The sequence below is a fragment of the Salinivibrio sp. ML290 genome (assembly GCF_001995695.1).
GTDB classification, from domain to species: Bacteria; Pseudomonadota; Gammaproteobacteria; order Enterobacterales; family Vibrionaceae; genus Salinivibrio; species Salinivibrio siamensis.
Genome location: NZ_MUEY01000002.1, coordinates 292,386 through 315,970 on the forward strand (window position 1 = coordinate 292,386; position 23,585 = coordinate 315,970).

A 23,585-nucleotide genomic window follows, 5' to 3' on the forward strand; every position below is an offset into this window, starting at 1 on the left:
TGTAGTAAGATGTGCGTCCGTAGCTCAGCTGGATAGAGTACCTGGCTACGAACCAGGCGGTCGGAGGTTCGAATCCTCCCGGACGCGCCATCTCTTCACGGAAGACCCGCAAGATTGTTCATGATGAACGTAAGATTGACGACACGCGCTCGTAGCTCAGCTGGATAGAGTACCTGGCTACGAACCAGGCGGTCGGAGGTTCGAATCCTCCCGAGCGCGCCATCTTCAATCTTAGCCAATCCGTCAGCGCGTCCGTAGCTCAGCTGGATAGAGTACCTGGCTACGAACCAGGCGGTCGGAGGTTCGAATCCTCCCGGACGCGCCATTTTGGCTCCCCTTCGCACATCGCCTCGCGGCATGACTTGTCGCCAATCGGGCAAAACCGACCGTTTTCGCGTCTTCATCCTCGTTTCTGTGACGTCCTCTTATTTCAACACGTTTACCTTCTTGCTGTTTATCATCCCGGAATGTTTGTCGTGCCCGGCTTTCAACGATCTTGGTCGCTTTCGGAAAAACGCTTTTTCCATAAGTGCTACAGTCGTGAGGCTGGCATTGCTTTTCTCGACAGTAGCGCTCTGCCGCTCGCCGTTGCTACTCGCCTGCTGACCGTGAGTTTGCATAAACATCCCGTTGATCCGTCTTTTTTAATCAGTGAGTGAAAATGCCCATTAACGGACGTTATGAGGTAACAAAAACGCAATAGTCAGATTGTCATTTATGCGAATTGTTAGTATTTTGAACGCCGATGATGAATTTGCCACCAAGATAAATGGATAATAACGGGGCAATCACTGCTTCGATGTAAGCAAGAGTGAGCGTGACAAGGAAGAAAATCATGGATTTAGGCCCGCTTTTAGAACAGGCAATGATGCTGATGTTAACTGGCATGGTTGTTGTGTTTGTATTTCTCTCGATATTAATTTTTTTGGTCCGCCAACTGGAACGTTTTGGCGACCCTATCCCACCTGCCGTGGCGAACGCGGCCGCTCAGCCCAAAGCCCAAGCTGCACCTGACGCATCACAGCCGTCATCGGATGTGATTGCCGCGATCACTGTGGCTGTTCAGCAGTACCGCCAACGTCACCGTTGAGTGGTCAGGCACATATAAAAAAGGAGTTTGTTATGTCTACGCCGTTAGCTATTACCGATGTGGTATTGCGCGATGCCCATCAGTCGTTGTTTGCCACACGTCTGCGTTTGGACGATATGTTGCCAATTGCTGCCGAGCTGGATCAAATTGGTTTTTGGTCATTGGAAACCTGGGGTGGGGCGACCTTTGATGCTTGTATTCGCTATCTGGGTGAAGATCCTTGGGTACGCTTGCGAGAGCTCAAAAAAGCGATGCCAAATACCCCGATGCAGATGCTGCTACGTGGTCAGAACCTGTTAGGTTATCGCCACTACGCTGATGATGTGGTGCACAAATTTGTCGAGCGCGCACATGCAAATGGCATGGATGTGTTCCGAATTTTTGATGCCATGAATGATGTCCGTAACTTCCAAGCAGCAGTGGGGGCGGCGGTGGATGTCGGTGCGCATGCGCAAGGCACGATCTCCTACACCACCAGTCCAGTGCACACCATGGACACTTGGACAGATTTGGCCAAACAGTTGGAAGATCTTGGCTGCCACTCGTTATGTATTAAAGACATGTCTGGTTTATTAAAACCTTATGAAGCGCACGAGCTTGTAAGCCGCATCAAAGCAGCCTGTGATATCCCCTTATCCTTGCACTGTCACGCGACGACGGGGCTATCGACGGCCACGGCCGTCAAGGCGGTTGAAGCAGGCTTGGATGTACTCGATACTGCCATTTCTTCCATGAGCCAGACATACGGACACACGCCGACGGAAACTGTGGTGGCGATGCTCGAAGGCACTGAGCGTGACACGCAGCTTGATCTGAACAAGCTAGAGTCGATTGCGGCTTATTTCCGTACTGTGCGCAAAAAGTACGCGCAATTTGAAGGGCAGCTCAAAGGGGTCGACTCACGTATTTTGATAGCACAAGTGCCCGGTGGCATGCTGACCAATATGGAGAGCCAGCTCAAAGAGCAGGGAGCGGCCGACAAAATGGACGAGGTGTTAGAGGAAATTCCTCGGGTTCGTGAAGATTTAGGCTATATCCCCTTAGTCACCCCGACCTCGCAAATTGTCGGCTCTCAGTCGGTCATTAACGTGCTAACCGGTGAGCGCTACAAGAGCATTACCAAAGAAACGGCGGCCCTTTTGAAAGGGGAGTATGGGAAAGCCCCCGCGCCGGTTAATGCCACCCTCCAGGCTCGCGTGTTAGACGGCGAAGAGGCGATCACTTGTCGTCCTGCCGATAAACTGGCACCGGAAATGGATGCCCTGACCCAAACACTGACCGACAAAGCCGCGGCCGAGAATGTCACCTTGGCGGAGCAGACCATTGATGATGTGCTGACTTACGCCCTGTTCCCGCAGGTAGGATGGAAGTTCTTACAAAACCGAGGTAACCCTGAAGCATTTGAACCGGCACCAACCGGGGAGCCAGCCTCTGCGTCCGCCGCTCCTCAGCCATCAGGCAGTGGCGACGTGGAAACCTATAGTGTGCGTGTTAACGGCCAGGTCTATCAGGTAGATGTAGGGCCAGATGGGGCGCTGGGTGACATTCAGCCAGTGAGTCAGGTGTCAGCGTCGGCGAGTGCGCCAGCCCCTCAAGCCGCATCAAGCAACCTTGAGCCGGTAACGGCACCTTTGGCAGGCAACATCTTTAAAGTGATGGTGACCCCTGGTGAGCACGTGCAGGAAGGTGATGTCCTAATCATTTTGGAAGCGATGAAGATGGAAACCGAGGTGCGGGCAGCCCATGCGGGCACGGTCCAAGATGTACAAGTGAAAGAAGGCGATGCCGTGACCGTTGGCATGCCGTTATTGCACTTAGGATAAGAGGGCAGCATGGAAGGATTAATGATCCTGTGGTCGGAAACTGGACTGGCAAACTTCCAGTGGCCACAGCTTGTAATGATTGCCGTGGGCTGCCTATTACTCTTTTTAGCGATTCGGCGCGGCTTTGAGCCCTTGCTTTTGTTACCTATCGGTTTTGGGGCGATATTGGCGAATATTCCCAATGCGGGCTTTAACGAGCCGGGCGGCCTGCTTTACTACGTCTATCATGTCGGGATTGATACTGGCGTGTTTCCCCTCCTGATCTTTATGGGGGTGGGGGCGATGACCGATTTTGGCGCGCTGATTGCTAACCCGCGCACCTTGTTGCTAGGTGCGGCGGCACAGTTTGGTATTTTTGCCACTTTGTTTGGTGCCATTTTACTTAACTTGGTGCCAGGCATGGCGTTTAGCCTGCAAGATGCGGCCTCCATCGCGATCATTGGTGGTGCGGATGGGCCGACGGCTATTTTCCTCGCCAGTCGATTATCGCCGGACTTGCTCGGGGCCATTGCCGTGGCGGCGTACAGCTATATGGCATTGGTACCGATTATTCAGCCCCCGATCATGAAGTTGTTCACCTCTGCAAGTGAACGCAAGATTGAGATGAAGCAACTTCGTCATGTGTCGAAAACCGAGAAAGTGCTGTTTCCGTTGGCGGTACTGATGATGACCATCTTATTTTTGCCCTCGGCAACGCCACTGGTTGGTATGTTCTGCCTCGGTAACTTGATGCGAGAGTGTGGCGTGGTGGATCGCTTATCGAGCACTGCCCAGAATGAGCTGATCAACATTGTTACCATTTTTCTCGGTCTGGCTGTGGGCTCCAAATTGGAAGCCGACAAGTTCCTCCAGTTTGAAACCCTTGGCATCTTGGTATTGGGCGCAGTCGCGTTCAGCATCGGGACGGGAACAGGTGTACTGATGGCTAAACTCCTTAATCGCTTTAGCCGCGACCCTATCAATCCATTGATTGGTGCGGCTGGGGTGTCGGCGGTTCCCATGGCGGCCCGTGTAGTTAACAAGGTCGGATTGGATGCTAACCCGCATAACTTCTTACTAATGCATGCGATGGGGCCAAATGTGGCTGGTGTCCTGGGGTCTGCGGTGGCGGCCGGTATTTTGTTGGCGCTGGTTGGCTAATCGTCAGTGATTTGACACCTAGCAGATAAAAAGAAAATAGCGGTAGGCATTGAGTCTGCCGCTTTTTTTGTTAAGACTAGAGGTTTACGCTTTGCAATGGCTCTGTGCTTAATCTCTTCGTTAAGGCAAATACCATTACTGTATACGCCAGCATAAGCACAATGGCATGCGAAAGGAGTCAATATGTCGAACAATCTCTCTCTTGCAATCACTGAATTTGGCGCGCCAGAGGTACTTACCCCGGTCAACCGTTCGATTCCTTCTCCCTCTGAAGAACAGGTGCTGATTCAAGTGAAGGCTGCAGGTGTTAACCCCATTGATGCGAAAACGCGTGCCGGACTCGGCTGGGCCGCTGAGCATAATCGCGATCATTTGCCTTGGGTGCCTGGCTATGATGTTGCAGGTGTTGTGGTGGCGAATGGCACCAATGAAAGCAAGTTTGATGTTGGGGATCGTGTCGCTGGGATGATTGGCTTTCCGACCGAAGGCGGGGGATACAGCCAATATGTGGTCGCTGATGCCGGGTTATTATCAACAGTACCGCCAAGTGTGCCAATGGTGGATGCCGCTGCAGTGCCATTGGCTGGGCTGACGGCTTGGCAAGCGCTTGAGCATGGCAAACTGGTGCGTGATGAAAAAGTATTGATTTTAGCGGGCGCCGGCGGCGTCGGGCACCTTGCGGTGCAGTTGGCCGTGCGTCTCGGGGCGCAGGTTTATGCCACTGCCTCTGAAAACAATCATGCCTTTCTACGTCAACTGGATGCGACCCCGATCGATTACCATCAAGCGCATTGGGCCACCGGCAATGGTGAATTTGACCTGGTGATTGATTTGGTGGGAGGGGACACCGCCATTGATGCATTAGCAAGCCTAAAAACAGGTGGGCGTATCGTCACAGTCCCCACCAATACGCGCGATACCATTACCTCCGCCGCTGCCGAGCGAGGGCTGAAGGCGACAGGTATGTTGGTTGATCCAAATACTTGGCAGACCCAGCGCTTGCTCGATATGCTGGACCAAGGTGAACTTAAGATCGATATCGCTGCGGTCTACCCGCTTGAGCAGGGCGCGCAGGCACATTACGCACTCGAGGCAGGCCATACTCGCGGTAAACGTGTGTTGGAAATGCCTTCGTCTTAACCTCAGGGCTTCGTCTTCCGGCTCTCGTCGGGTTGATGAGGCCGTGGCGTCGTAGGGAGCTCGCGCTGAACCAATGATAATACATGGGGTCGAATGGACGATTGGGTGCTGCTGGCAACGCTGTTTGCCACCAGCTTTTTAGGTGCGACCTTATTGCCAGGTGGCTCTGAGGCCAACTTGGTGTATTTATTAACTCAGCACTCATTCGCGGATGGGATCGTTGTGGCGATTGCCACGGTAGGCAACACACTCGGTGGCATGACCAATTACGCCATCGGGCGTTGGCTGCCTGATTATCAACCGCATCAATCATGGCACCGCCGAGCGCTCGCTGGGCTGCAACGCTATGGTTATGCTGCCTTGCTATTAAGCTGGGTACCGATTATTGGTGATCCGCTTTGCGTGGTTGCCGGTTGGCTGCGCCTTCGACAATCTTGGTGCTGGCTGATTATCTTTGTTGCAAAAGCATCGCGCTACCTAGTGATTGTCATCTCAATCCGTTGGGTAGCGGGTTAGGAACTATCATATGCCACGTTTATTGCTTGCCACGTTTTTCTTTCTATCTGTGTTGTCTGGATGCCAGTTGACTGGCTCAGCCCCAACCCAAACACCTGAGGGCGTCACTTGGATTAAAACCGTCGCGCCTCCGCCAGGGAGTGCGCAAGTCCCGTATCAGCAATTTGAATTAGATAATGGACTGACGGTGTTGTTGCATGAGGATCACTCCGACCCTCTTGTCAATGTTGATGTACGTTACCATGTGGGCTCTGCCCGAGAAGAGCCGGGAAAATCAGGCTTTGCGCATTTTTTTGAACATATGATGTTTGAAGGCTCTGAGCACGTAGATGATCACGGAAAACGTATTAAAGAGGTGGGGGGCTATAACAATGGCTCGACCAATCGCGACACCACCCAGTATTACCAGACCGTACCGGCCAACGAGCTTGAGCGTGTCCTTTGGCTTGAATCTGATCGCATGGGCTTTTTGCTGGATGCGGTCTCTCAGCGCAAATTTGAAGTGCAGCGTGACACGGTGAAAAACGAACGGGCATTTCGGATAGACAATGTCCCGTATGGCCGCGTTAACGAGACCATTAATCAAGCACTCTACCCTGAGGGTCACCCATACTCATGGCCGGTGATTGGTTATGTTGAGGACCTTAACCGTGTCGATGTTGGCGATCTCAAGCAATTCTTCCTGCGCTGGTATGGGCCGAATAATGCCACCTTGACCATTGGTGGCGACATTGATGTTCAGACAACCTTAGCGTGGGTGAAAAAATACTTTGGTGATATTCCTCAAGGCCCATCAATACCAGAGGCGAAACCGCAACCGGTCACGCTGGACGGCTCTCGCTTTGTGACATTGGAAGATAAGGTATCGCAACCGGTATTGGTGATGACCTTTCCTACCAGTGTGCCTGAGACGGACACCACGACGCGCCTGGGGGTACTGGCCAATGTATTGGGGCAAGGGCGTGACAGTGTCCTTTATCAATCCCTCGTACAAACGGGGCAGCTGTTAAGTGCAGGCGCATCGCACCAGTGTGGTGAGCTAGCTTGTAAGTTTGAGGTTTACGGTGTCGGTCGCCAAGGTCAATCTCTGGCTGAGATCCGTACCTTGTTAGCGCAAACCATGACGCAGTTTGAGGCAAAAGGCGTCAGTGACGAGGATATCAACCAAATCCAATCCATGGTGGAAGCCGATAATATCTTTGCGCTACAAAGTGTCGACGGTAAGGTCTCACAGCTGGCCAGTGATTATACGCTCTACGGTGATGCAAACCGTATGAATCAGCGCCTTTCACGCCTGAATGCGGTGACCCCTGACAAGGTGATGGAAAGCTATCGGCAGTGGATAAAAGATCAGCCCGCAGTAAACACCAGTGTGGTCCCTATTGGACGGACGGACTTGGTCGCTGCGCCCGCGAATTTTATCTATCAACGTCCAGAATATGAACAGGCACAGACGCAAAACCAGCACGACACGTTAGCACGACGTGAACCCCCAGAAAATTTCGATCGCACCCAGATCCCGGCACCTAATGGGAGTGTCACGGTTAATGTGCCACGCATTTATCGGGCCGACTTGGACAATGGGATGCATCTGGCAGGCACAGTGAGTCGCGAGACACCCACGGTCACCTTGCAGCTTCGTTTACCTGCCGGCACCTTGATGGAGCCTAACGATCAGCGAGGTATCGCTAACTTAACGGCAACCATGGTGACCGAGGGCGCAGCAGGTATGTCGGCCGCTGAGCTCACTCGAGCCCTAGACAAGCTGGGCAGTCAAGTCAATATCGACGCGGACAGTTACCATACACAAATCACGGTAACATCACTGAAAAAGCATCTGGGTGAGACCCTGAAACTCGTGAATAAAACCTTGCGCGCGCCGACCTTTGCAGAAGAAGATTTTGATCGTGTTAAAGCCCAGTTGTTGGAAGGTCTGGCATCTCGCGCCGATGATGCAGGCTGGCTAGCCAGCCAAGCGACAAACCAGCTGTTATATCAAGATGCCACCTTCCGAGCGCCCGAGGGCGGCGTCGCGGAAGATATTGCAGCGATGACACTTGACGATGTTAAACACTTCTATCGCCAGCACTACGTATTGCGAGGCAGCCAACTGATTGTGGTGGGCGACCTTTCTCGTGAACATGCGATCAATCTCGCCAACCGGATCACACCGTGGCAAGCGCAAACGCAGCCTACGGCTCAGGTGGCGCGTGCTGTCCCGAAAGACTACGACCAGGCACAAATTTGGCTGGTAGATAAACCGCAAGCCCCACAAACCAGTATTCGTATGGTGCGCCATGGTATGCCATACGATGCCACCGGCCCGATGTTTAAAACCCGCTTGGCCAACTTTAATTTAGGGGGCAATTTTAATGCGCGCCTGAATCAAAACTTGCGTCAAGATAAAGGTTATACCTATGGCGCGCACAGTGGTGTTTATGGAGGCCGGCAGACAGGCACCATAGAAGTCAGTACCGATGTACGTGCTGATGCGACGCATGATGCGATTAAAGCGCTATGGCAAGAGATGGCGCATGCACAAGAAAATGGCTTTTCGGCACAAGAATTGGCCTATCTGCGTCAATCGAGTGGGCAGCGTGATGCGCTGAGTTATGAAACGCCATGGGAAAAAGCAGGCTTGATAGCACATATTGAAGCCTTTGATTTAGACGACAACTACCGAGAGGCACAAAAAGCCTTATTGCAATCAATCTCATTGCAACAGCTGAATGCCCAGGCGGCACGTTGGTTTGATCCTAACGACTATCAAATTATTGTGGTCGGGGATGCCTCTCGTCTTGGTGATAGCTTACGTCAACTTGGCTTGCCAGTGCGCACGTTAGCGCTCGATTACCGATAAGCCTATTTGGATAAACTTACTCCGCTGCGTGATGGCTTTTGAGTAATAGCTTGTTTATATTGACCGCCACGCAGCTTAAAAAAATAAGAGATACATTTTGACTGACTTTACCCAACGGTTAGCGCGTTTAGCGCAAAACCCAGATGCATTAAAGGGGATTGGCCGCGGATTGGAGCGCGAGGCATTACGCATTACGCCAGCAGGTCATTTAGCGCAAACGGCGCATCCAGAGACACTTGGATCCGCGCTGACACACCGTTGGATCACGACGGATTTTGCTGAATCACTGTTGGAGTTTATTACGCCGGTTAACACGTCGGTGAAAGGGATGCTGGATGAGTTGCAGGATATCCATCGCTTTACCTATCAGCAAATGGGCGACGAACAGTTGTGGCCTATGTCAATGCCGTGCGTGGTGGCATCCGAAGACGATATCACCTTGGCGCAATACGGCAGCTCAAATATTGGGCGGATGAAGACTTTGTATCGCCAAGGGCTCAAGCATCGCTATGGCAGTGTGATGCAAGTGATCTCAGGGGTGCATTTTAACATCTCTTTGCCTGAGACATTTTGGCAGCATCTGTACCACTCAGACACGGTAAGCCAAGCGTCAGTCACCCAAGGTTACTTTGATCTTATTCGTAATTATTATCGCCATGGTTGGATGATCCCTTATCTATTTGGTGCGTCACCTGCTTTATGTGGCTCGTTTATCAAGCATGCGCAAAGCCAGTTGCCCTTTGAGCATATGCCGTCAGGTACGTGTTACTTACCCTATGCAACGTCGCTGCGCTTGAGTGATTTAGGGTATACCAATAATGCGCAAGCGGATCTGAAAATTGGTTTTAACACCCTAGAACAATACCTTGAAGGTTTAAGAAGCGCGATTCGTACTCCCTCACAGGCGTTTGCCAAGTTAGGTATTCGTGATGGCGAGACGTATCGTCAGCTCAACACCAATGTGCTGCAAATTGAAAACGAGCTCTATGCGCCTATACGCCCCAAACGGAATGCCGAAAGCGGTGAAAAGCCGACCGAAGCGCTTGAGCGAGGCGGTGTCGAGTACATTGAGGTGCGCTCTTTGGACGTCAACCCATACAGCCCGGTGGGGATTGAAGAGGATCAGATCCATTTTCTTGATCTCTTTGTCTCCTGGTGTGCGTTATCGCCTTCTGAGCCGATGACCGACCCTGAACTCAATTGCTGGCGTGACAATTGGAACAAGATTGTACTCGAAGGCCGCAAACCAGGATTAACCCTAACAACAGGATGTGAGGGCGAGACCCTGACGCAAGCAGAGTGGGGGTTACAAGTGATGGGTGAGCTTAAGCAGTTGGCGAAAGTCATGGATCGCGCGGTCGACGACCATCGCTATGAAACCGTATGTGATAAAATGATCGCCTGTTTTGATAACCCAGAACTCACGCTATCTGGTCGTGTTCTGGCAGACGTGATCGCGCAAGGCGGTATCGGCGGCCTAGGGCTAGGCCTTGCCCGTGACCATAAAGCGGCGCTAGCGGATGTGTCTTACAAGATCCACAGTGATGCCGAGTTTTTACAAGAAGCCAAAGAGAGCGTTGCGCGTCAAAAAGCGGTAGAAGAAAGCGATACACAAAGCTTTGAAGCTTTTTTGAATGCTTATTTTAAAGACGTGCCCATGGCCGAAAGCTGGTAATTGGACGGACGACGATGAGCAGGAAGCGCTTTTTCCGTCATATTGGCGCATTCTTCACCGTGGTGATGGTATCAGGATGTGCCACGCCACCACCGGATAATCCCAATAACCTCTGTGAGATATTCGACCAACACCCAGATTGGTTTGAAGCAGCGGTTGAGATGGAAGCGGATTGGGGAACGCCCATCCAAGTGGCCATGGCGTTCGTCAAGCAAGAGAGCGCGTTTGTGCATGATGCCCTGCCACCCCGTGATTATGTGTTAGGCATCTTGCCGTGGGGGCGTGTTAGTAGTGCCTATGGCTATGCGCAGGCGCAAGACCCGGCTTGGTCTGATTATCAAAAAGCCACAGACAATGGCGGCTCCCGCACTGACTTTGCCGATGCGTTGCAGTTTATTGGTTGGTATACCGATGCAACCTACCGCCAACTCGGGGTGTCTAAATGGGATGTGTATCGCCAGTATTTGGCTTACCATGAAGGTAGAGGTGGATTTCAGCGCGGCTCGTTTGAGGGGAAACCCGGGTTAAAACGCGTGGCGCGTAAAGTCGAACAACAAGCAAAGGACTACGGTTGGCAGCTAAAAGGTTGCCGACAACGACTCGAGGATAATCTGAGCTGGTGGCCATTTTAAGGGGGCACCGCGAGGAGTAAAGGAGGTAAGATGCCACTACTAGATAGTTTTACGGTTGATCATACACGTATGCATGCGCCAGCAGTGCGGATCGCCAAAACGATGCAAACACCCAGCGGTGATACGATTACCGTTTTTGACCTTCGTTTTTGTCGCCCTAACGAAGAGCACTTGACGGAAAAAGGGATCCACACGCTCGAGCACCTGTTTGCCGGCTTTATGCGTAAGCACCTTAACAGCGATAAGGTCGAGATCATTGATATCTCTCCTATGGGGTGTCGTACTGGCTTCTACATGAGCCTGATTGGGGAGCCCCAAGAGCCTGAGGTGGCGAAAGCATGGGAACTGGCGATGGAAGATGTGTTGGTTGTGCCATCACAAGACAAGATCCCTGAGCTCAACGAGTATCAATGCGGGACGTATGAGATGCACTCACTCAGCGAGGCAAAAGATATCGCTCGTGCCATCATAGATGCAGGGGTGACCGTGAATAAAAACGATGATCTTTCCTTGCCTGAGTCCATGCTACAAACGTTGCGCGTTGACTAGTGTGCCTCTGTCTTGAACGTTAACGGCAGTCCATATTGGGCTGCCGTTTTTCTTGGTATTCATGGCTTTCTCCCTTTTTTGTCTTGATTGCTAGATAAATGCCTGGGAAGTGTAGGCTTTGTTGCATCTTTTTTGCCTCATCAAGCACGCTTCTCGCTTTTCTCGCTGCGTCCGTGCACGGGTTTCGCTAAGCTGACACTGACTTGGAAACAAAAAGGCTGTGGGATAAAAGTGAGTTTACGCACCAGACACCTAAATGACGCGATCCGTTTTTTCCGTTGGTTGACTGGGCTCACCTTGCTGATGGTGATGTCCAGTGCCCACGGATCACTCAATGGCTTTTGGTCTTACGATGAGTACCTTGCCCTGCACCCTGAGCAAAAAAGCTTAACCACCGAATTGGACGCTCAGGTACAAGCAGAGCCGGTGCCTTTTTTAGGTGCCATGGAGCCAATAAAAATCTCTGTGGTGGTGCCAGGCGAGCAAATATCCGATTACTGGCAACGTAACGTACGTGCCTTCGAGCGGCGGCTGAATGCACTTAATATCCCATATGAGCTCCAACAAGTCACGACGCGCCCCAATACCGATATTCGTGAACAAAGCGCCTCGTTGTATGCGGCGCTGCGTGATGGGGCCGATTACCTCATTTTTACCTTGAACAGTGTGCGCCATCGTAAGTTTATTAACCATGTGTTATCCCAGAACAAAACCAAGCTTATTTTGCAAAACATCACCACGCCCGTAAAAGCGTGGCAAGATAATCAACCATTCTTATATGTGGGGTTTGATCACCAACGTGGTAGCCGTGCGTTGGCAACCTATTACCAAGAGCGATATCCTGAAGGCGTGAATTATTCGGTGCTTTATTTTTCGCAAGGTTATGTCAGTGATGCACGGGGAGATACCTTTATTGAGGCCATGAGCTCGCACGCTGATAGCAACTTGCTGTCTGCCTATTACACCAAGGGTGACCGAGAGTCGGGTTACCAGGCGGCCAAAGCGATGCTAAACAATAATCCAACGCTCGACTTTATTTATGCGTGTGCAACCGACGTCGCGTTTGGCGCTGTCCAGGCCCTCGATGAGCTAGGCCGTGACACGGTTGGACTCAATGGCTGGGGAGGTGGCTCAGCAGAGCTTGACGCGATTGCCGCCGGTCAACTTGATGTGACTGTGATGAGAATGAATGATGATACAGGTATCGCCATGGCCGAGGCGATCAAACGTGACATTGAGCATCAACCTGTGCCTGTGGTCTATTCTGGGCGGTTTGAAGTGGTCACTCGCTACGATGATCCCAAGCGAATAGAGGCACTTAAGAAAAAAGCATTTAGGTATTCGGACTAAAAAATGGCCATATCGGGTTCGCCGAAGCTGTCACTGTCTCAATTACTGACCCGTTTGATCGTGGTCTTTTTCCTCTTTGTGACGGCCGGGGTGTATATACAGAGTTATCAGCTTACTTTGGCGGGGATTAATCAAGAAATTACCCGCACGCTGACGCAGACGTCTCGCCTGTTGCAAAATGTGTTTGACAGTCGTCTCACATCACTACAAATCCACCAAAATACCAATGCGGCCAGTGTGACACTGCAATCAATGGTGGCGAATGAGAACAGCGCGGCGTTGGATGACTATTTTATCGAGCAAGAACAGCAAGACGTGGCCAACACCCCCGATTTTCGTTTTATCGCCAAAGACGATCGGGTGCTGTGGCATGATGGTAGCAGCCTCTTTCATGGTATTGATCGTGAGCAGTTAGAGCAGCTACGCCTCCAGTTAAGGGGGATTAATCGGTGGGCGTTAACCACCATCACCACAGAGATGGAGCAGAGCTACCTGTTAATGCGACGCACACCGATTGTATTTCAATCCAGCGGCAAGCTGGGGGGCTACTTATATGTGGTGGTGATGCTTAATGGCAACTTCTCGTTTGTCAAAAGTTTGCAGCGCGCGAGCGGTACGCAAGCGGTGTGGTTGTCTGCAGATAATGTCACTCTCGCCTCGACGCTGAGCAGCAACGATGAGATTGGGCGCGATCTTACGCTGCCCTCGCCAGGAGAGAGCCAGGCGTTTCGCCACTATTTGGTGAGCCAAGCCAAGTTACGCATCGCCGGTGAGCCTTCAAAAATTGCTCTGTTGTCGGCACAGCAAAATGACAATGTGGTGGCACTGCAACGGCAAATGGGGATTAACCTGCTGCTGACCACGATGGTGATTATCGTGGCAGCGATCTGGGTTAACCGATTTGTGCAAACGCGCATCGCGGATTCATTGGAAAAATTGATGCGTTATACCCAAGGCGCGCGCTCGCGACAGCGCACCTTGCCTTTTGCGGGCTCGGATATTGAAGAGTTTAACCATATCGGTAAGACGCTGGAGTCCACATTTGATGCCTTGTATGAAAAAGAGCGCTCCCTACAAGACCTGTTTGACTATGCCTTGTCGCCCATCATCGTTTGGGACACCCACTTTGATATCACACGTATTAACCCCGCGGCCAAACTAAAGCTTAACTATGACGAGCAAATCCATGCCTCTAGTTGGCTCTACGACCAGTTTATGTATGCGATTACCCCTCATCTACAACGTGCATTAAACGGGACGATTTTAAAAGGGGTGAATATCGAGATTGATCGTCGGGTTTACCGTTGGAACTTAGCGCCGTTGATGGTCGACAACCAAGTGAAAGCGGTGATTGGGCAGGGGCAAGAAATCACTTCTTTGATTGAAGCGGAGCAACAAAGCCAACGCGCTAAAGAAGCGGCAGAAGCCTCTGCCCGTGCCAAGTCTGAGTTCTTGGCTAAGATGAGCCATGAAATTCGAACGCCGCTCAATGGTATTTTAGGTATAACCCAGATATTGAGTGATAAGGCGAAAGAAAAAGAGCAAAAAGAGCTGCTAGGGAGTCTCTATCAAAGTGGTGAGYACTTACTTACTGTGTTAAATGATGTGCTTGATCTTTCCAAAATTGAACAAGGAAAGATGACTATCGAGCACGGCGACTTTTATCTGCACGACATGATTCGCACGGTTGAGAATATCTATACCCCGATTTGTGAGAGCAAACAGATTGCACTGACCATTGATGCTCCCGTCGCCGATGACACCATGGTGTGCTCTGATCAATCACGTCTGACTCAGATCCTGTTCAACTTGATGAGCAATGCGGTGAAGTTTACCCATGTTGGCAAGGTGGGGATGACCATCAAATTAGTCGAGTCGGGTGAGCAAACACGCTTACATATAGAGGTCACTGACACGGGGGTGGGGATGAATCAACAAGCGCTATCATCCTTGTTTGATCCCTTTGTACAAGCCGATTCCAGCGTCACGCGCACATACGGAGGCAGTGGCTTGGGCTTATCTATCGTGAAAAGCTTACTCGACTTGCTCGGAGGAGAGATTGATGTGACCAGTGAGCCGGATAAAGGTAGCCGCTTTATGGTCACTGTGCCTGTGGCTGTGACACACGCTAAACCGGCACAAACCGTAGAGGCCGACCCTTTTGACCCCGCGTCTTTGGGCATAGAGCGGTTGTTGCTGGTCGAGGATAACAAAATCAATGCCATGGTGGCTCAAGCCTTTTGCAAAAAATACCAGATTGAAGTTGATTGGGTGAAAGATGGGGAGCAGGCCCTCGAGCGTCTCCAACAAGCGCATTATGATCTGGTATTAATGGACAATCATATGCCGAAGCTTGGCGGCATTGATGCGACAAAAGCGATTCGTAAAACGTTGGGTCTCGATGTCCCCATTTATGCGTGCACGGCCGATGCGTACGGTCACGTTCATGAGGCTTTTTATCAAGCAGGTGCCGACTATGTGRTAGTGAAACCGATCAAAGAGGCCAGCTTTATTGAGGCATTACGGCATTATACCTGTACGGAAAACAGCTCTTCATGATGGCAGTGGTAACGGGCGATCAGATGATGACCTAAAAAGGGCAAGCACAAAAAAGGTGGGGAATGCCCCACCTTTTTTGTGCGTTCATCTCATGGCATGGCTTTTTCAGCGTGCTAGTGCCGTGATATGGCTGATGCGAAGTGGCTCAACTAGCTGTTTACACTCGCTTGTGGTTGCTTAGCCGGCAACACCTTCACTTGCTTAATCATATTGTCTGCGACATCGACAATTTCAATATGGTGGCCATCAATCTCCACACTTAAGCGGTTGTTAGGGATATCTTCCAAATGTTCGAGGATGAGCCCATTGAGGGTGCGCGGCCCATCGGTTGGTAAAGCCCAATTAAGGCTCTTATTCAAGTCGCGAATATTGGCGCTGCCCTCAATCAGATACCCACCGTCGGTTAATGGTGTAATTTCTTCTGCCAAGCTTGGAGACAATGATGTTGTAAATTCACCCACGATCTCTTCGAGAATATCTTCCAAGGTCACCAAACCTATCATGTCGCCATATTCGTCAACGACCAAACCAATACGTTGCTTATTGCGCTGGAACTTCAGCATTTGCACGTTCAGTGGTGTGCCTTCAGGAATGAAGTAAACCTCGTCGGCGGCACGAAGCAGCGTTTCTTTGTTAAATTCGTTTTTCTCAACCATTAAGCGGTACGCTTTGCGCACGCGCAGCATGCCAACGACTTCGTCGATGGTGTCGCGATAGAGTACCATCCGTCCATGCGGAGCATGAGTGAATTGGCGCATGATCGACTTCCAGTCATCATTGATATTGATCCCGGTGATTTCATTACGGGGTACCATAATGTCATCCACGGTCACTTCTTCTAACTCAAGAATCGACAGCAGCATATGCTGGTGACGGCGAGGGATCAGACTCCCTGCCTCATTAACAATCGTGCGCAGTTCCTCGGTGCTTAAGCTGTCTTTGCCATCCGCCTTGGCGCCTAATCCCAGTATCCGTAAAAAGCCATTGGTAATAAAGTTCACCAAGCTGACCAACGGATAGAACACTTTCATCAGAATGGTCAGTACAAAACTGCTGATAAAAGAGACCCGTTCCGGGTAGAGGGCGGCGAGGGTTTTAGGGGTAACCTCAGCGAAGACCAAAATCACCATCGTCAGTACCCCGGTGGCGATCGCAATACCGGCATCGCCATAAAGACGCAACCCCAATACGGTCGCGATTGACGAGGCAAGAATATTTACCAGGTTATTGCCGATCAGGATAAGCCCAATCAATCGGTCTGGCCGAGTGAGCAGTTTTTCGACCCGCTTAGCGCCGCTATGGCCTGATTTAGAAAGGTGGCGTAACCGGTAGCGGTTAAGGGCCATCATGCCTGTCTCAGACCCGGAAAAATAACCGGAAATGACGATAAGCAATACCAAAAGGGAAATTAAAATTCCCGTCGATATGTCGTCCAACGAACTGTTCCTTACGTTTGTTTTAAAATCAGAGCCTATGCTCGAGTGTATACTACCGCCACGCGCAGGGGCCGGTTGCCCTCTGTGATGCGCGCGCTGTCTTAACCCGCGATCAGAATCTCACGGACAAAACGACTGCCAAAATAGGCTAAAGTGAGTAGAAAGGCGCCCACAATACTAAACCAGACCACCCGGCGTCCACGCCAGCCTGATTGATAATGCCCCCAAAGGAGAACGCCATACACGACCCAAGCGGCCATAGAAAGGAAGGCTTTGTGCGCTTTCCCTTGCGCGAACATATCATCGACAAAAATAAATCCTGTCATTAGAGTGAAGGTTAATAGTACCTGACCCACCAAAATGATGTTGAAAAGCTGTCGTTCCACCATCATTAAAGGAGGGACATTGTGATTAATGACCTGGCGTTTTTTATGTTTGAGTTGATAATCCAACCAGGCCAACTGCAGCGCATAGAGCGTAGCGATCATCAAGGTTGAATAGGCGAACAGCGCCAGAGAAATGTGCAATAGCACCTCTGGGTGCGATTCGAGATGGGTAATAAAGGCACCGGGCAGCAGGGTCGCGCTCGCCAAGTTTAGCCCAGCGAAGGCATAAACCACCGGGAGCAAGAACCACAGCCGCAATCGAAAAATTAGCCCTGTGGTCATCATCGCAATGATAAAACTCACCAAGGAGGCGACGTTGAGCATGCTAAGATTCTGTCCTGTGCCGGATAAAATCAGGTCTTTTAACAAATAAGCATGCAGCGCCAGCGCAGCCACGGCGGTGAAAAAGACCGGCTTCGCACTAATTTGATTGTTGCTGGACAAGCCGGGGATGATCTGCAAAATGGCGGCCAGATAAAGCATTGATGCGAATAAGGCTGTCAGAATTTCCATCGTCACCGATCAGTCAGTTAATCAATAAGAATGAAGGTGTGAGTATACCTTGCCTCAATCTTCGTCGCTATCGATACATGCAAGCGATGGGGGGATTGCGGTATAATCTCAGTAATTTCGCGACAGCGATTGCACCCAGATGAAAAATCATGGGCCAATAGGACGAGTGGGCGAGTAACGCATGTTTGAAAACTTATCAGAACGTTTATCCCGGACGCTCAAAAATGTGAGCGGCCGTGGTCGGTTAACGGAAGACAATATCAAAGAGACCCTACGCGAAGTGCGTATGGCGCTGCTGGAAGCCGATGTCGCGCTCCCTGTGGTTCGTGATTTTGTCAAACGCGTCAAAGAACGCGCCGTTGGCATTGAAGTGTCTAAAAGCCTGACCCCAGGGCAGGAATTTATCAAGATTGTCCAAGCCGAGTTGGAAGCGGTGATGGGCGATGCCAATGAAAAATTGGATCTCGCGGCCCAACCGCCCGCAGTGATTTTGATGGCAGGCTTGCAAGGGGCGGGTAAAACCACCAGTGTGGGCAAGCTGGGTAAGATGCTTACCGAGCAAGAAAAAAAGAAAGTCTTGGTGGTGTCTGCGGACGTGTATCGCCCTGCGGCGATTAAACAGCTGGAAACCTTGGCGGGTGAAGTCGGGGTGGATTTCTTCCCCTCGAGTGCTGACCAAAATCCCGTTGATATTGCCAAAGCGGCGGTTGATCACGGCAAGCTGAAGTTCTACGACGTGGTGATTGTCGATACCGCGGGTCGCTTGCACGTTGACGACGCCATGATGGACGAGATCAAGGACGTTCATAGTGCGGTCAACCCAGTAGAGACCTTGTTCGTGGTTGACGCGATGACAGGTCAAGATGCGGCAAATACCGCCAAAGCCTTTAATGACGCGTTGGCGTTAACGGGTGTGGTATTGACCAAAGTTGATGGTGATGCACGTGGCGGTGCGGCATTATCGGTGCGCCATATCACCGGCAAGCCGATCAAATTTTTGGGTGTGGGTGAAAAAACCGACGCACTGGAGCCTTTCCATCCTGACCGGGTGGCATCCCGTATCTTAGGGATGGGCGATGTCTTGTCGCTTATCGAAGATCTCGAGCGTAATGTCGATAAAGACAAAGCCGAGAAAATGGCCAAGAAGTTTAAGCAGAAAAAAGGCTTCGACTTGGCCGATTTTCGCGACCAGCTTGAGCAGATGAAGGGCATGGGTGGCATGATGGGCATGATGGATAAGTTGCCTGGGATGTCGAATGTGCCCGACAACGTGAAAGATAACGTTGATGATAAAATGTTCTTGCAGATGGAAGCGATCATCAACTCGATGACACCCCGTGAGCGCCAGCGTCCAGAAATTATCAAAGGGTCGCGTAAAAAGCGGATTGCTGCGGGTTCAGGTACCCAAGTACAGGACGTGAACCGTCTTCTTAAGCAGTTTACCCAAATGCAGAAAATGATGAAGAAGATGCAAAAAGGTGGCATGCGCAACATGATGCGCCAAATGAAAGGCATGATGCCACCGGGTGGTGGCCCAGGTGGGCCTGGCGGATTCATGGGCTAATCAGATAGCGGACTTGCCTGTCAGCCCAGTGCTGGCAGGCAGATCAACTCGCTGTGAGGCTTGGGACAACTGGTGGAAATTTGACTAAACCAGTTGCATTCACAGCAATAAAGAGTAAAATTCCCGAGCTTTATTTTGGCACGAGGCCCCGCATTGCTTACGCGAAACGGGGCCAATTTTATTAAGTAATGCAAATGAGGACGATATGGTAACCATTCGTTTGGCACGTCATGGCGCGAAAAAACGCCCATTTTATCAAATCGTTGTAGCTGACAGCCGCCAGGCGCGCGACGGTCGCTTCATCGAGAAAATCGGTTTCTTTAACCCTGTTGCTCAAGGCCAGGAAGAGAAACTACGCCTTGACCTGGATCGCGTAAACCACTGGGTTAGCGAAGGCGCAACGGTTTCTGACCGTGTGGCTAAGCTAGTTAAAGACGCCGCGAAAGCAGCGTAAGTCTCCAGTGTCAGGGTTAAAAGAAGAAATGAGTGAGCAAGATACTATCGTGGTTGGCAAGCTAGGCGCGTCATACGGTATTCGTGGCTGGCTCAAGATTTTTTCTTACACTGAAGAAGCTGAGAGCATTTTTGCCTACTCACCTTGGTATATCCAGGTGCGTGGCGAGTGGCAACGTTTCGAGTTAGAAGACTGGAAACGCCACAACAAGGGGTATGTTGCCAAGCTCAAAGGGCTGGATCAGCGCGAAGACGCGCAGATGCTGACCAATGCTGAGATTGCAGTAGGGACTGAGTCGCTGCCTGCTTTATCAGATGAAGAGTTTTATTGGCGTGAGCTGTTTGGCATGGACGTGGTGAATGCGAAAGGCTACCACCTCGGTACGGTGACTGACATGCTCGAAACCGGCTCTAACGACGTACTTGTCGTCAAAGCCAACCTCAAAGATGCTTTTGGCAAAAAGGAACGCTTAATTCCGTTCCTTGAAGAGCAGGTTATCAAGTCAATTGATCGCACTGCTCAACGGATCGAAGTTGACTGGGATCCTGGTTTTTAAACTCCAACGGTAAGCGAGCGGAAATATGTGGGTTGGCATTATTAGCCTGTTTCCTGAAATGTTCCGAGCGGTCACTGATTTTGGAGTCACGGGCCAAGCGGTAAAAAAAGGGCTGTTAAACGTCGAAACGTGGAATCCGCGTGATTTCACCCACGACAGACACCGTACGGTTGATGATCGACCCTACGGCGGTGGCCCCGGTATGTTGATGATGGTTGAGCCGTTGCGCGATGCTATTCACGCTGCCAAACATGCCGCAGGCGATAAAGCGAAAGTGGTTTACCTCTCTCCGCAAGGGCGCAAGCTCGACCAAGCGGGGGTTGAATCACTGGCTAGCAATGACAAACTTATTTTGATTTGCGGCCGGTATGAAGGGGTAGATGAGCGCATTATTCAAACCCATGTAGACGAAGAATGGTCGGTGGGAGATTTTGTGCTCAGTGGGGGCGAGCTGCCCGCAATGACGCTGGTGGACGCGGTTGCTCGGTTTGTACCGGGTGTACTCGGCGACATGGCGTCAGCAGAGGAAGACTCCTTTGCTAACGGGTTGTTAGACTGTCCACACTACACACGTCCAGAAGTGTTAGACGGGTTGGGGGTACCAGAGGTGCTAAAATCCGGCAATCACAAGGACATTCGTCGCTGGCGATTAAAGCAATCGCTAGGTCGCACTTGGCTACGACGACCAGAGCTCCTGGAAAACCTAGCTCTGACTGACGAACAGGAATCACTACTTGCCGAGTTCATAAAAGAACACCGTGCAAGTGCCGAATCAAATTGAGTTTCAGTTTATTCTAGGGTTATAAACAATGAGTAACATCATCAAGCAGCTCGAAGAAGAGCAAATGAAAAAAGACCTGCCTGAGTTTCAAGCAGGTGACACTGTCCTGGTACAGCTTAAAGTAAAAGAAGGTAACCGTGAGCGTCTGCAGCCATATGAAGGTGTGGTTATCGCTAAGCGCAACCGTGGTCTACACACTGCATTTACCGTACGTAAAGTATCAAGCGGTGAAGGTGTAGAGCGTACTTTCCAAATCCATTCGCCAGTTATCGACAGCATTACTGTTAAACGTCGCGGTGCAGTACGTCGTGCCAAACTGTACTACCTGCGTGAGCGTTCTGGTAAGTCAGCTCGAATCAAAGAGCGTCTTAACAAGAAGTAATCGCCCTCGGCGTTTATTGCTCAAAAAGCCCGTCCACTTGGACGGGCTTTTTTATTGTCCTCAACCAACCGCTCAACCGCTCTTACAACCGTTTACTCGGCCATGCGACCACTCACCGACAAAGCAGATGAATGTGGCGGCTATGTAGGCAAAATGGCATCTGTACCCTACTAAAAGATTGACAGCTTAGCTGCTAACGACACGGAGAACAGCGATGTCCTGGTTTTTATTATGCGTGGTGACCTTGATTGTGGGCTATTTCACTTACGGCACCTTCATTACCAAAATCTTTGGGCCTAAGCCGCAGAAAGCGACACCGGCCATGAGCATGAACGATGGCGTGGATTATGTGCCGCTGTCGGACAAAAAAGTCTACCTGATTCAGCTTTTGAATATTGCTGGGTTAGGTCCCATCTTTGGCCCGATTCTCGGTGCCTTGTACGGTCCTGTAGCCATGTTGTGGATTGTGTTTGGCTGCATTTTTGCGGGGGCTGTCCATGACTACTTCTCTGGCATGCTGAGTGTCCGCGCAAATGGCGCTTCTGTGCCTTCTGTGGTCGGCGAGCATCTGGGTAACTTCGCTAAACACTTTATGAACTTCTTTGCGGTGTTGCTCTTGATGTTGGTCGGCGTGGTATTTGTGCTCGGTCCCGCCAAGTTGTTGGGTAGCCTGTCAGAAATGAGCGTGGCGATGTGGGTGGGGATTATCTTTGCCTATTATGTGCTGGCGACAGTGGTACCCATTGATAAAATCATCGGCCGTTTTTATCCCGTGTTTGGTGCCTTGCTTGTCTTTATGTCGGTCGGCTTGATTATCGGCTTGGCCGTGAGCGATCACAGCTTCTACAGCCAAGGGCTAGACTTTGCGACTAACTTCCACCCAACCGATCTACCACTGTGGCCATTGCTGTTTATTACTATCGCTTGTGGAGCAGTATCCGGCTTCCACGCCACCCAGTCGCCATTGATGGCGCGCTGCATGCAAAATGAAAAATCAGGGCGCTTTATCTTCTATGGCGCGATGATCGGTGAAGGTGTGATTGCACTTATCTGGTGTAGCCTGGGCTTGAGCTTCTATGAGTCGAGTGAGGCGCTTAATCAAACGCTGGCTAACGGTGGCCCGGCTGCGGTGGTGCATGAGGTTTCTACCTCGCTACTTGGCACTGTGGGAGGCATTATGGCGGTCTTAGGCGTGATAGTGCTGCCGATTACCTCGGGTGATACCGCTTTCCGCTCTGCGCGCCTGATTATCGCCGACTTTCTGAAAATTCAGCAAAAACCAATGGTGAAGCGCCTGATGATTGCAATCCCCATGTTTGTGGTGGGCTTTTTGATCACCAAAGCGGAGTTTGGCGTGATTTGGCGTTACTTCGGCTGGGCCAACCAAACCACCGCGATGATCATGCTATGGGCCGCGGCGGCTTACCTGATTAAACGTGATAAATTGCACTGGGTGTGCACGATTCCGGCGATGTTTATGACCGCAGTGACTGTTACCTACTTAGCTAACGCTGAAATCGGGTTTAGCCTACCGATGAATATCGCTACCATCATCGGCGTGGGGGCGACAATTGCTGCCACTATCGCTTTCTTTGTCGGCTACAAACCGAATCCACAGTTGATCGCGGATGAGAAATGATGGTCATGTCATCAGAGCGACTAGCGTGTATGCCCATGGATTGATTTTTATCTAAATGATTGGTCTTACGGCAATATCTGCGCAAATACGCTAAGATCTAAGCCTCAGCTTCTGCTGGGGCTTTTTTATGTAGGGGAAGGGTTTAGCATGATAAAAACGTTTTTAGCACTATGGGGTGTCGTACTGTTGGTCGGATGTGCCGCATCGACTACCCAAGGCTTGGTTGATGAGCAGAACTGGTATGGACTTGGCGAGCAAGATGGACAGCGCGGGTTGCCACAGCGCTCGTTAAGCGATTTGCGGACGTTAGCCTCTGAGGCTGGCGAGACCATCAATGCCAACTATCTCGATTACGAGCAAGGCTATATTCATGGTATTGACGCCTATTGCGATCCCAAGCATGCCTACCAACTGGGATTAGATGGCAACCCCTATATGGGCGTGTGTGAAAGTCGCCCTGGCTCTCAGCGTTTTAGAATGGAGTGGCAGCGCGGCTACAACGACTTTCAAAGCCAAGCAAATGGGCTTTTCTACTAACGC

At 51.0% G+C, this 23,585-nt stretch carries 20 protein-coding genes and 3 tRNA genes; 21 read left to right on the forward strand and 2 right to left on the reverse strand.

The features are described from left to right. Positions 1-13: 13 nt before the first annotated feature. The 14 genes from BZG23_RS03535 to BZG23_RS03605 all read left to right on the forward strand — a co-directional run bounded on the left by BZG23_RS03535 (position 14) and on the right by BZG23_RS03605 (position 15,334). Positions 14-90: transfer RNA gene (locus BZG23_RS03535), tRNA-Arg, on the forward strand. A gap of 55 nt (positions 91-145) precedes the next feature. Continuing rightward, positions 146-222 (forward strand) — tRNA-Arg (locus BZG23_RS03540). Positions 223-248: 26 nt separating this feature from the next. Beyond that, positions 249-325: transfer RNA gene (locus tag BZG23_RS03545), tRNA-Arg, on the forward strand. Between the two features lie 510 nt (positions 326-835). Further along, entirely contained in the window at positions 836-1,090 is a 255-nt protein-coding gene (locus tag BZG23_RS03555) for an OadG family transporter subunit (protein WP_046074109.1), read from the forward strand. A 32-nt stretch (positions 1,091-1,122) separates the two neighbouring features. Further along, positions 1,123-2,913 carry a sodium-extruding oxaloacetate decarboxylase subunit alpha gene (gene oadA / locus BZG23_RS03560; protein ID WP_077606149.1) on the forward strand — a complete coding sequence of 597 codons (1,791 nt, stop codon included), beginning with the start codon at positions 1,123-1,125 and terminating at the stop codon, positions 2,911-2,913. A gap of 9 nt (positions 2,914-2,922) precedes the next feature. Continuing rightward, positions 2,923-4,053, forward strand: a complete 1,131-nt coding sequence (locus BZG23_RS03565; protein ID WP_077606150.1) for a sodium ion-translocating decarboxylase subunit beta — start codon at positions 2,923-2,925, stop codon at positions 4,051-4,053. A 183-nt stretch (positions 4,054-4,236) separates the two neighbouring features. Further along, positions 4,237-5,193 carry an NADP-dependent oxidoreductase gene (locus tag BZG23_RS03570; protein WP_077606151.1) on the forward strand — a complete coding sequence of 319 codons (957 nt, stop codon included), beginning with the start codon at positions 4,237-4,239 and terminating at the stop codon, positions 5,191-5,193. Between the two features lie 93 nt (positions 5,194-5,286). Then, positions 5,287-5,709 (forward strand): YqaA family protein, encoded by a 423-nt coding sequence (locus BZG23_RS03575; protein WP_077578927.1) that lies wholly within the window; start codon positions 5,287-5,289, stop codon positions 5,707-5,709. 10 nt (positions 5,710-5,719) lie between these two features. Next, the gene (locus BZG23_RS03580; RefSeq protein ID WP_077606152.1) at positions 5,720-8,569 is read left to right on the forward strand and encodes a M16 family metallopeptidase; all 2,850 of its coding nucleotides are present in this window, start codon (positions 5,720-5,722) and stop codon (positions 8,567-8,569) included. Positions 8,570-8,666: 97 nt separating this feature from the next. Beyond that, positions 8,667-10,244 (forward strand): glutamate--cysteine ligase, encoded by a 1,578-nt coding sequence (gene gshA / locus BZG23_RS03585; RefSeq protein ID WP_077606153.1) that lies wholly within the window; start codon positions 8,667-8,669, stop codon positions 10,242-10,244. A gap of 14 nt (positions 10,245-10,258) precedes the next feature. Next, a complete protein-coding gene (locus tag BZG23_RS03590) occupies positions 10,259-10,876 on the forward strand; it encodes a transglycosylase SLT domain-containing protein (protein WP_046074116.1) in 618 nt (205 codons plus the stop codon). A 30-nt stretch (positions 10,877-10,906) separates the two neighbouring features. After that, on the forward strand, positions 10,907-11,425 hold the full coding sequence (luxS, locus tag BZG23_RS03595) for an S-ribosylhomocysteine lyase (RefSeq protein ID WP_046074117.1): 519 nt from the start codon (positions 10,907-10,909) through the stop codon (positions 11,423-11,425). Between the two features lie 303 nt (positions 11,426-11,728). Then, the gene (locus tag BZG23_RS03600) at positions 11,729-12,775 is read left to right on the forward strand and encodes a substrate-binding domain-containing protein (RefSeq protein WP_046074218.1); all 1,047 of its coding nucleotides are present in this window, start codon (positions 11,729-11,731) and stop codon (positions 12,773-12,775) included. 3 nt (positions 12,776-12,778) lie between these two features. After that, positions 12,779-15,334, forward strand: a complete 2,556-nt coding sequence (locus tag BZG23_RS03605) for a LuxQ periplasmic sensor domain-containing protein (RefSeq protein ID WP_077606154.1) — start codon at positions 12,779-12,781, stop codon at positions 15,332-15,334. A gap of 149 nt (positions 15,335-15,483) precedes the next feature. Here BZG23_RS03605 and BZG23_RS03610 read toward each other — a convergent pair whose 3' ends face one another. After that, the gene (locus tag BZG23_RS03610; protein ID WP_046074119.1) at positions 15,484-16,770 is read right to left on the reverse strand and encodes an HlyC/CorC family transporter; all 1,287 of its coding nucleotides are present in this window, start codon (positions 16,768-16,770) and stop codon (positions 15,484-15,486) included. 101 nt (positions 16,771-16,871) lie between these two features. Then, on the reverse strand, positions 16,872-17,669 hold the full coding sequence (locus tag BZG23_RS03615) for a cytochrome C assembly family protein (protein ID WP_077578920.1): 798 nt from the start codon (positions 17,667-17,669) through the stop codon (positions 16,872-16,874). A gap of 181 nt (positions 17,670-17,850) precedes the next feature. Here BZG23_RS03615 and ffh point away from each other — a divergent pair, with 181 nt between their 5' ends. The 7 genes from ffh (at position 17,851) to BZG23_RS03650 (ending at position 23,582) form a co-directional block, all read left to right on the forward strand. After that, positions 17,851-19,233 (forward strand): signal recognition particle protein, encoded by a 1,383-nt coding sequence (gene ffh, locus BZG23_RS03620; protein WP_046074121.1) that lies wholly within the window; start codon positions 17,851-17,853, stop codon positions 19,231-19,233. A 205-nt stretch (positions 19,234-19,438) separates the two neighbouring features. Beyond that, entirely contained in the window at positions 19,439-19,687 is a 249-nt protein-coding gene (rpsP, locus tag BZG23_RS03625; protein ID WP_046074122.1) for a 30S ribosomal protein S16, read from the forward strand. A gap of 28 nt (positions 19,688-19,715) precedes the next feature. Next, a complete protein-coding gene (gene rimM / locus BZG23_RS03630; protein ID WP_077578918.1) occupies positions 19,716-20,243 on the forward strand; it encodes a ribosome maturation factor RimM in 528 nt (175 codons plus the stop codon). Positions 20,244-20,268: 25 nt separating this feature from the next. After that, positions 20,269-21,024, forward strand: coding sequence for a tRNA (guanosine(37)-N1)-methyltransferase TrmD (gene trmD / locus BZG23_RS03635; protein ID WP_046074124.1), 756 nt, complete (start codon positions 20,269-20,271; stop codon positions 21,022-21,024). A gap of 28 nt (positions 21,025-21,052) precedes the next feature. Further along, positions 21,053-21,406 carry a 50S ribosomal protein L19 gene (gene rplS, locus BZG23_RS03640; protein ID WP_046074125.1) on the forward strand — a complete coding sequence of 118 codons (354 nt, stop codon included), beginning with the start codon at positions 21,053-21,055 and terminating at the stop codon, positions 21,404-21,406. Positions 21,407-21,620: 214 nt separating this feature from the next. Further along, positions 21,621-23,045, forward strand: a complete 1,425-nt coding sequence (locus tag BZG23_RS03645) for a carbon starvation CstA family protein (protein WP_046074126.1) — start codon at positions 21,621-21,623, stop codon at positions 23,043-23,045. Between the two features lie 150 nt (positions 23,046-23,195). Further along, positions 23,196-23,582, forward strand: coding sequence for a DUF2799 domain-containing protein (locus BZG23_RS03650; protein WP_371326856.1), 387 nt, complete (start codon positions 23,196-23,198; stop codon positions 23,580-23,582). Positions 23,583-23,585: the final 3 nt, after the last annotated feature.

What these genes read in the sequence shown, in the direction of transcription:
- BZG23_RS03555 (WP_046074109.1), top strand. Translation starts at nt 836, where the DNA reads ATGGATTTAGGCCCGCTTTTAGAACAGGCAATGATGCTGATGTTAACT.
- ffh (WP_046074121.1), top strand. Translation starts at nt 17,851, where the DNA reads ATGTTTGAAAACTTATCAGAACGTTTATCCCGGACGCTCAAAAATGTG.
- trmD (WP_046074124.1), top strand. Translation starts at nt 20,269, where the DNA reads ATGTGGGTTGGCATTATTAGCCTGTTTCCTGAAATGTTCCGAGCGGTC.
- BZG23_RS03600 (WP_046074218.1), top strand. Translation starts at nt 11,729, where the DNA reads ATGGTGATGTCCAGTGCCCACGGATCACTCAATGGCTTTTGGTCTTAC.
- BZG23_RS03645 (WP_046074126.1), top strand. Translation starts at nt 21,621, where the DNA reads ATGTCCTGGTTTTTATTATGCGTGGTGACCTTGATTGTGGGCTATTTC.
- BZG23_RS03565 (WP_077606150.1), top strand. Translation starts at nt 2,923, where the DNA reads ATGGAAGGATTAATGATCCTGTGGTCGGAAACTGGACTGGCAAACTTC.
- rplS (WP_046074125.1), top strand. Translation starts at nt 21,053, where the DNA reads ATGAGTAACATCATCAAGCAGCTCGAAGAAGAGCAAATGAAAAAAGAC.
- BZG23_RS03575 (WP_077578927.1), top strand. Translation starts at nt 5,287, where the DNA reads ATGGACGATTGGGTGCTGCTGGCAACGCTGTTTGCCACCAGCTTTTTA.
- rpsP (WP_046074122.1), top strand. Translation starts at nt 19,439, where the DNA reads ATGGTAACCATTCGTTTGGCACGTCATGGCGCGAAAAAACGCCCATTT.
- BZG23_RS03580 (WP_077606152.1), top strand. Translation starts at nt 5,720, where the DNA reads ATGCCACGTTTATTGCTTGCCACGTTTTTCTTTCTATCTGTGTTGTCT.
- BZG23_RS03570 (WP_077606151.1), top strand. Translation starts at nt 4,237, where the DNA reads ATGTCGAACAATCTCTCTCTTGCAATCACTGAATTTGGCGCGCCAGAG.
- luxS (WP_046074117.1), top strand. Translation starts at nt 10,907, where the DNA reads ATGCCACTACTAGATAGTTTTACGGTTGATCATACACGTATGCATGCG.
- BZG23_RS03590 (WP_046074116.1), top strand. Translation starts at nt 10,259, where the DNA reads ATGAGCAGGAAGCGCTTTTTCCGTCATATTGGCGCATTCTTCACCGTG.
- rimM (WP_077578918.1), top strand. Translation starts at nt 19,716, where the DNA reads ATGAGTGAGCAAGATACTATCGTGGTTGGCAAGCTAGGCGCGTCATAC.
- BZG23_RS03615 (WP_077578920.1), bottom strand. Translation starts at nt 17,669, where the DNA reads ATGGAAATTCTGACAGCCTTATTCGCATCAATGCTTTATCTGGCCGCC.
- oadA (WP_077606149.1), top strand. Translation starts at nt 1,123, where the DNA reads ATGTCTACGCCGTTAGCTATTACCGATGTGGTATTGCGCGATGCCCAT.